The sequence below is a fragment of the Streptomyces boluensis genome, assembly GCF_009908195.1.
GTDB classification, from domain to species: domain Bacteria; phylum Actinomycetota; class Actinomycetes; order Streptomycetales; family Streptomycetaceae; genus Streptomyces; species Streptomyces boluensis.
Genome location: NZ_JAAAHS010000252.1, coordinates 1 through 11,469, shown reverse-complemented (window position 1 = coordinate 11,469; position 11,469 = coordinate 1). Strand labels below are relative to the sequence as shown.

Sequence of the window (11,469 nt, the reverse complement as noted above, 5' to 3'; positions counted from 1 at the left end):
GCGTGGCCGGTGGGGGCGGGGCCGTGACCCGCTTGAGAGGGCCGTCGGGGCCGAACCCCGGTGGCAGCGGGCCGAGTTGGTCGAAGACCTCGACGATCTCGTCGTCGGGACCGGGTTCCGGAAGCAGCTCGACGGCCGCGCTCAGCGCCTTCCGCGCACCCCCCGCCGTACGGAACCGGGCGTTCGGATCCGGCTGTACCAGCGTGGCGATGACCTGCCACAACGGCTCGGGTACGCCCTGCGGGGCATCCGGGGTGCCGTGGGCCGCGAAGTGCTGGATGAGGGCCTTGGAGTCCGGTTTCGCGCCCTCCAGGAGGTACAGCGCGACCAGGCCCACCGCGAAGAGGTCGCCGGGGAAGTCCGGTTCCTCGCCCAGCATCTGCTCGGGCGCGAAGTAACCGGGCGTCCCCACCACGTAGTCGGTCTCGGTGAGGCGTGGCTCGCCCTTGCGCATGGCGATGCCGAAGTCGGACAGCCGAAGGTGCGGCCGGTTGATGCCGGTCGCCTCGAGCAGGATGTTGGCGGGCTTGATGTCGCGGTGCACGACGCCCTCCGCGTGCACCGCCGTCAGACCGGCGAGCAGCTGGTCGAGCAGAGTGCACACGAACCGGGGCGCCAACGGGCCGTAATCCCCGATCACATGGGCCAGCGAACCGCCCTTGACCAGGTCCATCGTGAACAGGACCTTGTCGTCGTCGGCCGCCCAGCTGGCCGGGGCCAGGACATGGGGGTGGTCGATCCGCAGGGCCTGCTCGCGGACGAAGCGGAGCAGCGTGTGCGCGTCGCTCTGCTGCAGGACCTTGGCGGCGACATAGCGGCGCCGACGGTGGTCCCAGGCACGCCATACGGCGCCGGCGCCACCGCGCCCGATCGGGTCGACCAGTTCGTACCGGCCGGCGAAGACCTCACCCATGGCCCTGCTGCACTCCCAGCTCAGCCTCTGCGGCTGCTCGGACTACCGCTCTGAGCTGCGCGGAGTCAGTGCTGAAACCGTTCGGCAAGATCGCCGTCCGGCTTCAGCTCCTTACGTCAGCTCTGATGCGCCTCGTAGTGGGCGACGGCGTCCGCTGTGCGTCCGGCGCCGTACACCTTGAGGAACTCTGCCAGTTCGGGGTGGGTCGGGGCGAGGGCGTCAGCCGCATCGATGATGTCGCCCGCGGCCGCGACGCAGCGCAGCAGCGACTGGATCTCGCGCACCACCCGCTTGACCGTCGGGGCGCCCGAACTGATCGCGGTCTGACTGGCGTTGGTGAGAACCGAGCCGCCCTGCGACTTCTTGATCTCCTCCATGCGGTCGGCGGCCTCGGCGGCGCTGACGCTGCCGTCGGCGACCTGACCGGCCAGTTCCTGGAGGTGCTGGACGCGCTGGACCACCGCCGGGTTGCCGATCTTGGCGCGCTGGCCGCTCATCAGCTGCGAGAGCATGGGCGCGGACAGCCCCAGGACCGCCGCGAGCCGGGCCTGATTGAGGCCCAGATCGTCGATGAGCCTCCGGAAGAGCGCCCCCAACGGCTCCCCGTACCAGCTCCGCTGGAGCTCTCGGGCTCTTGCGGTGGCTTCCTGCTGTGCTGCGTCCATGGCGTCTCCCCTTCGCTGCTGCGAACCTCGCCGAGCATCTTACGGAGCGTGGTCGTTCACCGGGACCCCCAATCTTTTTGCGAGACCCGGGGGGTGACCCGGTACTCTGGTCCGCGATGGAAGACCTGCCGGGTTTCTTACGGCTGGATCTGCCGTTTCCGGGGCCTTAGCTCAGTTGGTAGAGCGCTGTCTTTGCATGGCAGATGTCAGGAGTTCGACTCTCCTAGGCTCCACCCGGTGAACACCCCCCTGATCTGCGGAAACGCGGTCAGGGGGGTGTTTTCATGTTCCTGGGGCTCAGTCCGTGAGGCCGAAGCGGGCGTGCAGGCGGCGCAGAGGGGCCGGGGCCCACCAGTTGGCGCGGCCGGCCAGGCGCATCAGGACGGGGACGAGGACGGCGCGGATCAGGGTGGCGTCGACCAGGATCACGATGACCATGCCGAGGCCCAGCATCTTCAGGTAGACGATCCCGGAGGACGCGTACGTGGCGAACGAGGCGGCGAGGATCACGGCGGCCGCGGTGATCAGCGGGCCGGAGCGTTCCAGGCCCCGGGCGACCGCGGCGGGGGTGTCGCCGGTGCGGTCGTACTCCTCCTTGATCCGCGACAGCATGAACACCTCGTAGTCCATGGACAGGCCGAAGGCCGTGCAGAACATCAGGATCGGAATGGACGGCTCCAGGGTTCCGGTGGCGGTGAAGCCGAGCAGGCCGGAGAGGTGGCCGTCCTGGAAGACCCAGACCAGGGCGCCGAACATGACGGTCATGGACAGCGCGTTGAGGAGCATCGCCTTCAGCGGGATCACCAGGCTGCCCGTCATCAGGAACAGGATGACGAAGGTGACCAGCAGGATCAGCCCGAAGACCACGGGCAGCCGGTCGACCAGGACGGTGCGGAAGTCGCCGAGTTCGGCGGGGTAGCCGCCGACGCGTACGTCCGCGGGGTCGCCGGCAGCGGCACGGACCTCGGCGAGCAGCCGGTCGGGGTCGGCGGCGAGCGCCTTCTGGTTCGGGACGGCGGAGAACCAGGTGTTCGACTCATGGGCGAACCGCTGGGCGAACCGCTGGGCGGATCGCTGGGCGGGGCCGGTGGCGGGCAGGACGCGGCGGCCGTCGGTGTACGAGCCGGTCAGGGCGTCGACCTGCTGGATACCGGGGACTTCGGAGAGGGCGATCGCCGCGGCCTCGATCTGCCCGGCGGACGCGGGCGTGCCGGGCAGTCCGGTGCGCAGGACCTGGAGGGCGTCCATCTCCTCGGCGGCGAAGTCCGCCCGTATCCGGTCCTGGACGACGCGGCTCGAGGTGTCCGCGGGCAGTACGCGGTCGTCGGGTGCGCCGAAGGAGATGCCGAGGGCGGGGGCGGCCAGGGCGAGCAGGACGGCGAGGACGGGGATGCCGTACGCGAGGGGGCGGCGCATCATGCGCAGGGCTGTGGTGTGCCACCAGCCGGTGCTCCCCTTCTCGTCGAGCCGCTTCTCGTCGGGCTGCTTCTCGTTGAGCTGCTTCTTGTGGAGCTGCGCGGCCCCGCGCTGCGGGTGCTTGCGTCGGATGCGGTGGCCGAGCCGGGCCAGGGCGGCCGGAAGGATCACCAGGGCGGCGAAGACCGAGGTCAGGACCACGGCGATGCCGGAGTACGCGAAGGAGCGGAGGAACGGGAAGGGGAAGAGGAGCAGGCAGGCCAGGGACACGATCACCGTCAGCCCGCTGAAGGCGACCGTGCGGCCGGCCCGGCCGACCGCCTGCCGGGTGGCCTCGGCGACTTCGCGTCCGGCGGCCAGCTCCTCGCGGAAGCGGCTGATGACGAAGAGGGAGTAGTCGACGCCGAGACCGATGCCCATCACCAGGGTGAGGTTGGCGGCGAAGGTCGACACATCGGTGACGTAGGTCAGCAGCCGCATCAGCGCCAGGGTCGTGATGACGGAGAACAGGCCCATGCCGAGGGTGAGCAGCGCGGCGTTGAAGCGGCGGTAGATGACCGCGAGGAGCAGCAGGACGAGCGGGAAGACGATCAGCTCGGCCCGCAGGAAGTCGGTGCGGGCCTGCTCGGCCGCCTGCCTGAACACCTCGTCGCCGCCACCGACCCGCACCGTCACCGTCGCGTCCTTACGTGTGAACCGCGGGGCGAACTCGGCCAGTTGAGTACGGGCCTCGGTGACCGTCCCGGCCATCCGGGCGGTGATCAGGGCCTGCGTCGAGTCCGTCGAGCGCATCACCGGGGAGCCGCCGCGCGACCAGTACGACGCGGTCTCCGCCACCCCGTCCTGCCGGGCGAGCTCCCGCTCCAGGGCGCGTCCTGCCCGCTCCACGGACGGGCTGTCGACCGACCCGTGCCGGGCGGTGACCAGGAGCAGCACGCTGGGCGTCCCGCTGCCGAACTGTTCCTCCAGGGCGGCGCGGGTGTCGACCGACTCGGAGCCCGGGGACTCGAAGCGGCTCAGCACGAGCCGGTCCATCGCCCCGGCGGCGAGCACCAGACCGACCACGGCGAGCAGCACGCTCAGCCAGATCACCGGCCGCGGGCGGCGGGCGATGCGCGCGCCCCAGCGGTGTAAGGCCGAGTCCGGCTCACCGGAACGGGTCGGTGATGACCGTGGTGGTGATGGTGACGGCGGCGATGGCGGTGATTGAGGTGACGTACGGGACGAGATGGTCACGGCGGGAGCCCCCACGAGTATCGTTTGCGAATAATCAGTCGCGTTACTCGGGCGACATCACGAATGATCATTCGTGTTTTCAAGGCCTGCCGAGGGCGGAGCCGTGCGGAGAAGGCCCGCCGGGGGTGGCGGAGCCGTGCAGAGAAGGAGTGCGCCATGGCCGACGAAGTAGCCGACGAAGTGCAGCCGAAGCGACGTCAGGCGCGGGGGGAGCGGCGGATGGCGCAGATCCTCGACGCCTCCGCGGTGGTCATCGCGCGGACCGGCTACGAACGGGCCACCACCATCGCCATCGCCACGGAGGCGGGCATCTCGCCGGGCTCGCTCTACCAGTTCTTCCGCAACAAGAAGGCCATCGCCGAGGCGCTCGCCGACCGCTTCGTCACCGAGCTGGGCGCCGCCCACCGGAGCGCCTTCGACTCGACCGACTTCGCCGCGATCCCCCTCGACGAGGTCCTGGACCGGATCGTCGACCCCATCGTCGCGTTCAACATCGCCAACCCCGGCTTCAAGGCACTCTTCGCCCGGCCCGACATGCCTGAGGGCCTCACCGATGCCGCCCGGCCCATCCAGGCGGCCCTGCTCGACCGGATCGAGGCGATGATCGCCGTACGCGCACCGGAACTCCCGGAGGCCGAGCGGCACCGGACGGCCAGGGTCGGCATCAACCTCTTCCAGGCGCTGATCCCCTTGGTGGTCGCCACCGAGGAGGCTGAACGCCCGCTCATGGTCGCGGAGTTGAAGAAGGCGCTGCGGGGCTACCTGGGGCCGGTCATCGGCTAGGGGGAGACGCCCTAGGCGCAGGCGGCCCGGGTCTCAACTCCCCTGCCCGATATGGCAGTACGCGGGTGATGGCGTGCTGTTTCACATCGGCTCGCGCTGTTTCACGTGAAACGCCGTGGGGTGGAAGACGGTTGCGTCTCCCACCCCACGGCGTCGGTACCGCTCACGGTCACTCGCGACCGCTCACGCTCAGCCCCGGTCCTCCGGCCGCTGCGGCGACCAGTCGCCTTCGTCGCGCCCTGCGGCCTCCGCCTCGGCCTGCTTGGCCCGGACCTCGGGGTCGAGTGCGTCCCGGCCGCTGCCGTCGACCGAGCTCAGCCGGCTGGAGTCAGCGACCTCGGTGGGGGCCGGCGGTTCCACCAGCCAGTCCGGGTTGGCCTGCTTGTCCCACCACTTCCAGGCGGCGTACGCGGCGGCGGCGAGCAGGCCGAGCAGGCCGATGCCCTTGAGCGCGCGGCCGGCCGAGGCGCGACGCCGGTGCTTGCGGGTCAGGCGCTCGATCTCCTTCGGCGAGATCTGGCCGCGGAGCCCGGAGATAGCGGCGGAACCGCGGGAAGCGGCCTCGGCGGCGACGGGCTGGGCCGCGGCCACCGCCTGTTCCACGCGCGGCCGGGTGGCCTCCGCCACCTGGTGCGCGGCTCGGCGGGTGCGGATCGCCGCCTCGTCCACCTTGGGCGGCACATGCGTACGAGCCTGCTCAATACGTGGGGCGAGATGGGTCCCGTACTGGGCGCGTGCCTGCTCGGCCGCTTGATGGGCGGCGCTGGACACCTTCGGCGCGAGCCGTACGCGGGCCTCGTGCGCGTAGAGCGCCGCCCGGTCCTTGGCCGTGTCGGCGTAGGGCGCCACCACTTCCGCGGCGTGACGCACGCTGTCCTTCGCCGAGCTGGCCGCGGCACGCGCGCTGTCGATGCGGGTCACGGGTTCCTCCTCCTCGGTGGCGTACGGTATTTCACCTTTCCACCCTTTTCCGGATCATGCCCATCGGGGAACGACGGGCGGTATACGCGGTGGGGCATCCGGGGCATCAGCCCTCATGGGCGTCAACTCCGGGCAATCTTCAGCAATGCGGATTCAACTTCAGCAATGCGAATGCAAGGGGAGCTCGCGGTCGACAATGCCACGGATCGGTCGTTCGTGCGCCGGTTCGTCCTCTCCTTGTCGGCGCTCACCGAGCTCGCTCACCCTTCCTCCCCTTTCTCTTCGCGCCCCTGGATCCGTGGGAGGATCTGGGGGTCAGAAAAGGCAACGGAAGGCAGATCGTGGCTGAGCAGCTTTACGCCACCCTCAAGACCAACCAAGGCGACATCGAGATCCGGCTGCTGCCGAACCACGCGCCGAAGACGGTCGCGAACTTCGTCGAGCTCGCCAAGGGTGAGCGTGAGTGGACCCACCCGGCGACCGGCAAGAAGTCCACGGACAAGCTGTACGACGGCACGGTCTTCCACCGGGTGATCAGCGGATTCATGATCCAGGGCGGCGACCCCCTGGGTAACGGCACCGGTGGCCCGGGGTACGAGTTCGCGGACGAGTTCCACCCGGAGCTGGGCTTCAACAAGCCGTACCTCCTGGCGATGGCCAACGCGGGGCCGGGCACCAACGGCTCGCAGTTCTTCATCACCGTCTCGCCGACCGCCTGGCTGACCCGTAAGCACACGATCTTCGGTGAGGTCACCGACGACGCGAGCCAGAAGGTCGTGGACACCATCGCGGCCGCCCAGACCAACCCGCGCACCGACCGCCCGCTCGAGGACGTCGTCATCGAGTCGGTCGTCGTCGAGAGCCGCTGAACTCCGCACGGATCCCGCGAAGGGAACCTTTTCGCCCCGCTCGTCCGTAAGGATGAGCGGGGCGGCGTGTTGCGTGCCCGTGCCGTCGTACGAAGTGAGGGGACCCATGGACCAGGCGCCCGACAGTCCGCAGGAGCCGCAGGACGCGTCCGGCCTGCCCGGCTGCTACCGGCACCCGGACCGTGAGACGGGTGTGCGCTGCACCCGCTGCGAGCGCCCGATCTGCCCGGAGTGCATGGTCAGCGCCTCGGTGGGCTTCCAGTGCCCGACGTGCGTACGCGAGGGCTCGGGCACCGGCCACGCGGCCACCGCGAACCAGCCGCGCACCCTCGCCGGTGGCACGGTCGCCGCCGACTCCCGGCTGGTCACCAAGATCCTCATCGGCTTGAACGTCGCGGTGTTCATCGCGGTTCTGGCGGACGAGCGGCTGGTCAGAGAGCTGTTCCTGCTCGGCGGCACCCCGCCGCAGTACATCCCCGAGGGCGTCGCCCACGGGGAGTGGTACCGCCTGTTCACCGCGATGTTCCTGCACGAGCAGATCTGGCACATCGCGTTCAACATGCTGGGCCTTTGGTGGCTCGGCGGTCCGCTGGAGGCGGCGCTCGGCCGGGTCCGCTATCTGGCGCTGTATCTGCTGTCCGGTCTCGCCGGCAGCGCGCTGACCTATCTGATCGCGCCCCCGGTGCAGCCCTCGCTCGGAGCGTCCGGTGCCGTCTTCGGCCTGATGGGTGCGACGGCCGTGCTGATGCGGCGGCTCAACTACGACATGCGCCCGGTCCTGGCCCTGCTCGCGCTGAACATGCTGTTCACGTTCACCTGGTCCAACATCGCCTGGGAGGCGCACGTCGGGGGACTGGTCGCGGGCACGGCCATCGCGTACGGACTGGTGCACGCGCCCAGGGAGCGGCGTGCGCTGGTGCAGTGGGGGACGTGCGGCGTCGTGCTGCTCGTCGTGATCGGCACGGTTCTCTTCAGGACCGCGCAACTCACCTGAGCGAGCTGAGCGAGGCGAGCGATCCGAGCCCCGAGCTCGCTTGAGCCCGAGCGTGCGGCCGGTGGAAATCACCTGTGGTGGAGGCCTGTGCACACGCTGTGGCCAGAGTTGTCCACAGCGTGTGGTCGATCTTGTGCGTGCCGTGGGGAACACCAGTGCCCCTTGTCGCTGACCTGGGTTTCCCCAGGAAGGACAAGGGGCACGCGGTATTCCACATGGCGGAGGTCCGGTCACACCGGCGTCAACGCCACGGAGGTTATCCACAGATCTTCTTAGTTTTCCGCAGCTGTGGAAACGGCTGTGGATAACTCAGTGGATAGCTCGGGGCAGGGCTTGCTTCTCGGGGCGGAGGGCCGGTATCCCGGGCCCTACTTCCACTGGGTGGAGACGCCGAATCCGGCTGCGATGAAGCCGAAGCCGACCACGATGTTCCAGTTGCCCAGGGCCTCGATCGGGAGCCTGGTGTCCGTCACGTAGAAGATGACGATCCAGGCGAGGCCGACCAGGAACAGGGCCAGCATGACGGGAGCCACCCAGCCGCGGTTGGTCAGCTTGATGTTGGCCGCCTGCTTCGACGAAGGGGGCGGCGTGTAATCGGCCTTCTTGCGGATACGTGACTTCGGCACGAGGGTTTCTCCTGTCGATGCGCTGCGTGGCCGCGCAGGGAACGGTTCGGCGGGCGCCGGGCGGGGACGCGGTGGGGGCCTGAGGTCTCCCCCAAGCGTCCGTTAGCGTAGTGCTTCCGCCGCGCCGTAAGGAGTAAGGGTACGTTGAGCAATTCTGCCGACTCCCCCGACGAGGGCACCGCTGCCCCCCGGCGCTCCCACGGCCTGCGACCTGTGCGGTTGCTGACGGCCGCAGTGTTCGCGCTCGCGGGCCTGATCTTCTTCACCAGCTTCAACACGGCCAAGGGCACCAATATCCGTACGGATGCCTCGATGCTCCGGCTCTCCGACCTCATCCAGGAGCGCAGCCACAAGAACGGCAAGCTCGACGAGGGCAACAGCACCCTGCGCGCGGAGGTCGACGCCCTCGCCGAGCGGGACAACGGCACCTCGGCGGCCCAGGACGCGAAGCTCACCGCCCTGGAGAAGGAAGCCGGGACGAAGAAGCTCAAGGGCGAGGCCGTCTCCGTCACGCTCTCCGACGCACCGCCCAACGCCACCGCGAGGATCCCCGGTTACCCCGAACCGCAGCCGAACGACCTGGTCATCCACCAGCAGGACCTCCAGGCCGTTGTCAACGCCCTGTGGAAGGGCGGCGCCAAGGGCATCAAGGTCATGGACCAGCGGCTGATCTCCACCAGCGCCGTGCGCTGCGTCGGCAACACGCTGATCCTCCAGGGCCGCGTCTACTCACCGCCGTACAAGGTCACCGCGGTCGGCCGGCCCGAGCAGCTGCGGCGCGCGCTCACCGCCTCCCCCGAGATCCAGAACTACATGCTGTACGTCAACGCCTACGGGCTCGGCTGGAAAGTCGACGACGACCGGGCGGTGACTCTTCCCGGGTACTCGGGCACAGTGGATCTCCACTACGCGAAGCCCGTGGAGTAGCCGAGGAGTAGCCAGCTGCAGCACAGCCGGGGAGGGGCCGGACCGTGTCGGTGCGAGTGCTCGTCAGGACGTTCAGTGAACTGTGCGTCACCGTAGGCACGTTGATCGTGCTGTTCGTCGCCTACGTGCTGTTCTGGACCGGGGTGAAGGCCGACGGCGCGATGGACAGCCAGATCGACCAGCTCCAGAGCCAGTGGGCCCAAGGCTCCGTCCCGGCGGGTGGCGGGGCCTCGGGCGGATCCTCGGACGGATCCTCGAGTGGCTCCTCCGGCGGGGCCCAGCCCGAGGACCGGCCCGACCAGAAGCCCCCGCCCGAGGCCGACCAGGGCGACAGCGCCGAGGCACCGCCCGCCCCGCCCGCGTACCAGGACGGCAAGCCCTTCGCCGTCATGTACATCCCGCGGTTCGGTTTCACGTGGAACAAGCCCGTGCTCGAAGGCACGAAGACCGACACCCTCAAGAAAGGCCTCGGGCACTACGCCTCCACCGCCCAGCTCGGACAGCGCGGCAACTTCTCCGTGGCGGGCCACCGGCGCACCTACGGCGACCCGTTCAAGGACTTCCCGAAGCTGCGCGCCGGTGACGCCGTGGTCCTGACGGACGGCAGCACCTGGTTCACGTACCGGATCGCCGACAAGCCGTACAAGACGCTGCCCAGCGATGTCGAGGTCATCGACCCCGTACCGCGCAAATCCGGCTTCGACGGGCCCGGCCGTTACCTCACCCTTACGACCTGTGAGCCAGAGTGGGGCCACAGTCACCGGCTGATCGTCTGGGCACACCTGGACGCGACCCAGCCGGTGGAGGAGGGGAAGCCCGAAGCCCTGCGCGGCTGAGCGCGGGGCGGAGGCGGCTTTGCGCAGCTGACCCACGTATGACGGGTGGCGCCCCTTAGTCTGGTGGCGTAGGCCAACGGGCCATCAGGGCCACGGGCGTGGGAAGGGACAGCGGACAGCATGTACGGCTGGATCTGGCGGCATCTGCCGGGCAACACGTGGATCAGGGCCCTCCTCTCGGCCGTGCTGGTCCTCGGCGTCATCTACCTGCTTTTCCAGTACGTCTTCCCGTGGGCGGAGCCACTGCTGCCGTTCAATGACGTGACGGTGGACGAGGGCATGGGCGCTGTGCGCGGTGTGACGGGAGCGGCCCTGTGAGCGCCCGCATCCTCGTCGTGGACAACTACGACAGCTTCGTCTTCAACCTCGTCCAGTACCTGTACCAGTTGGGCGCCGAGTGCGAGGTCCTGCGCAACGACGAGGTCGCCACCTCGCACGCACAGGACGGCTTTGACGGCGTACTGCTCTCGCCGGGGCCCGGTGCGCCCGAACAGGCCGGTGTCTGCGTCGAGATGGTCCGGCACTGCGCCGAGACCGGCGTGCCCGTCTTCGGGGTGTGCCTCGGCATGCAGTCGATGGCGGTGGCGTACGGCGGCGTCGTGGACCGCGCGCCCGAGCTGCTGCACGGCAAGACGTCCCTGGTGACGCACGAGGGCGCCGGGGTCTTCGCCGGACTGCCCTCGCCGTTCACGGCCACCCGCTACCACTCGCTGGCCGCCGAGCCGGCCGCGGTCCCGGACGAGCTGCGGGTCACCGCGCGCACCGAGGACGGCATCATCATGGGCCTGCGCCACCGTGAACTGCCCGTCGAGGGCGTGCAGTTCCACCCGGAGTCCGTCCTCACCGAGCACGGTCACCGCATGCTCGCCAACTGGCTGGCCGAGTGCGGCGACACGGGGGCGGTGGCGCGATCGGCGGGGCTTGCCCCCGTCGTGGGCAGGGCCTCGGCGTGACCGCTACCCGCCCCGAGCGTGAGTCAGGCGCCCCGTACGAGCAGGATCCCGCGTACGGGGACGCCGGTGCGTTCGAGGCGGCCGTCGACCGCATGGACGACCCGCTCAACGATCCGTTGCCGAGCCGGCACCCTTCGCCCTGGTTCCGCTCGGACGAGCCCGACCCGTCCGCCGCTCCCGCCCCGGCTCCTGAACCCGAGCCCACGTACCCGTACTTGGACCCGGACCCGTATCTGGACCCGGACCCGGTCACGCAGGCCTCGGACCACCGCCCGGCCGTGGACGCGCTGGGCTACACGTCGATGTACGGGCAGGACCGGCCCCCGGCGC

The 11,469-nt window shown here is 69.7% G+C and carries 12 protein-coding genes, 1 tRNA gene and 1 pseudogene; 9 read left to right on the top strand and 5 right to left on the bottom strand.

What is annotated here, in order from left to right:
* Positions 1-913 (bottom strand): serine/threonine-protein kinase (locus tag GUY60_RS26040; protein ID WP_161702002.1); only part of this gene is annotated, 913 nt, incomplete at its 3' end.
* Positions 914-1,029: 116 nt separating this feature from the next.
* Positions 1,030-1,578: a helix-turn-helix domain-containing protein gene (locus tag GUY60_RS26035; protein WP_161702000.1), complete on the bottom strand. Its 549-nt coding sequence runs from the start codon at positions 1,576-1,578 to the stop codon at positions 1,030-1,032.
* Positions 1,579-1,738: 160 nt separating this feature from the next.
* On the opposite strand from GUY60_RS26035, the gene GUY60_RS26030 reads away from it, so the two are divergent.
* A tRNA-Ala gene (locus GUY60_RS26030) sits at positions 1,739-1,811 on the top strand.
* 64 nt (positions 1,812-1,875) lie between these two features.
* Here GUY60_RS26030 and GUY60_RS26025 read toward each other — a convergent pair.
* Positions 1,876-4,086, bottom strand: coding sequence for an MMPL family transporter (locus tag GUY60_RS26025; protein ID WP_312866424.1), 2,211 nt, complete (start codon positions 4,084-4,086; stop codon positions 1,876-1,878).
* A gap of 300 nt (positions 4,087-4,386) precedes the next feature.
* Between GUY60_RS26025 and GUY60_RS26020 the strand changes: the two genes are divergently transcribed.
* Positions 4,387-5,013: a TetR/AcrR family transcriptional regulator gene (locus GUY60_RS26020; protein ID WP_223178732.1), complete on the top strand. Its 627-nt coding sequence runs from the start codon at positions 4,387-4,389 to the stop codon at positions 5,011-5,013.
* A gap of 189 nt (positions 5,014-5,202) precedes the next feature.
* On the opposite strand, the gene GUY60_RS26015 is transcribed toward GUY60_RS26020, so the two are convergent.
* Positions 5,203-5,934, bottom strand: a complete 732-nt coding sequence (locus GUY60_RS26015) for a DUF5324 family protein (RefSeq protein ID WP_161701998.1) — start codon at positions 5,932-5,934, stop codon at positions 5,203-5,205.
* A gap of 341 nt (positions 5,935-6,275) precedes the next feature.
* Between GUY60_RS26015 and GUY60_RS26010 the strand changes: the two genes are divergently transcribed.
* Both GUY60_RS26010 and GUY60_RS26005 read left to right on the top strand, forming a co-directional pair.
* Positions 6,276-6,803 (top strand): peptidylprolyl isomerase, encoded by a 528-nt coding sequence (locus tag GUY60_RS26010; RefSeq protein ID WP_161701996.1) that lies wholly within the window; start codon positions 6,276-6,278, stop codon positions 6,801-6,803.
* Positions 6,804-6,909: 106 nt separating this feature from the next.
* A complete protein-coding gene (locus GUY60_RS26005; RefSeq protein WP_161701994.1) occupies positions 6,910-7,797 on the top strand; it encodes a rhomboid family intramembrane serine protease in 888 nt (295 codons plus the stop codon).
* Positions 7,798-8,165: 368 nt separating this feature from the next.
* Here GUY60_RS26005 and crgA read toward each other — a convergent pair whose 3' ends face one another.
* Positions 8,166-8,423 carry a cell division protein CrgA gene (crgA, locus tag GUY60_RS26000; protein WP_161701992.1) on the bottom strand — a complete coding sequence of 86 codons (258 nt, stop codon included), beginning with the start codon at positions 8,421-8,423 and terminating at the stop codon, positions 8,166-8,168.
* A gap of 144 nt (positions 8,424-8,567) precedes the next feature.
* Here crgA and GUY60_RS25995 point away from each other — a divergent pair, with 144 nt between their 5' ends.
* From GUY60_RS25995 to GUY60_RS38420, 5 genes and pseudogenes are all read left to right on the top strand, one after another.
* A complete protein-coding gene (locus GUY60_RS25995; RefSeq protein ID WP_161701990.1) occupies positions 8,568-9,350 on the top strand; it encodes a DUF881 domain-containing protein in 783 nt (260 codons plus the stop codon).
* Positions 9,351-9,400: 50 nt separating this feature from the next.
* Positions 9,401-10,186, top strand: coding sequence for a class E sortase (locus GUY60_RS25990; protein ID WP_161702004.1), 786 nt, complete (start codon positions 9,401-9,403; stop codon positions 10,184-10,186).
* A 120-nt stretch (positions 10,187-10,306) separates the two neighbouring features.
* Positions 10,307-10,504, top strand: a complete 198-nt coding sequence (locus GUY60_RS25985) for a hypothetical protein (RefSeq protein WP_161701988.1) — start codon at positions 10,307-10,309, stop codon at positions 10,502-10,504.
* Positions 10,501-11,139 (top strand): aminodeoxychorismate/anthranilate synthase component II, encoded by a 639-nt coding sequence (locus tag GUY60_RS25980; protein ID WP_161701986.1) that lies wholly within the window; start codon positions 10,501-10,503, stop codon positions 11,137-11,139. Before GUY60_RS25985 ends, GUY60_RS25980 begins: the two co-directional genes overlap by 4 nt.
* Positions 11,136-11,469 (top strand): annotated as a pseudogene (locus tag GUY60_RS38420) (class E sortase); the annotation flags it as partial. The gene GUY60_RS25980 and the pseudogene GUY60_RS38420, both read left to right, overlap by 4 nt.

Excerpts from the sequence above, each read along its gene's own strand:
- GUY60_RS26020 (WP_223178732.1), top strand. The coding sequence starts at position 4,387 with ATGGCCGACGAAGTAGCCGACGAAGTGCAGCCGAAGCGACGTCAGGCG.
- GUY60_RS25985 (WP_161701988.1), top strand. The coding sequence starts at position 10,307 with ATGTACGGCTGGATCTGGCGGCATCTGCCGGGCAACACGTGGATCAGG.
- GUY60_RS26005 (WP_161701994.1), top strand. The coding sequence starts at position 6,910 with ATGGACCAGGCGCCCGACAGTCCGCAGGAGCCGCAGGACGCGTCCGGC.
- GUY60_RS26035 (WP_161702000.1), bottom strand. The coding sequence starts at position 1,578 with ATGGACGCAGCACAGCAGGAAGCCACCGCAAGAGCCCGAGAGCTCCAG.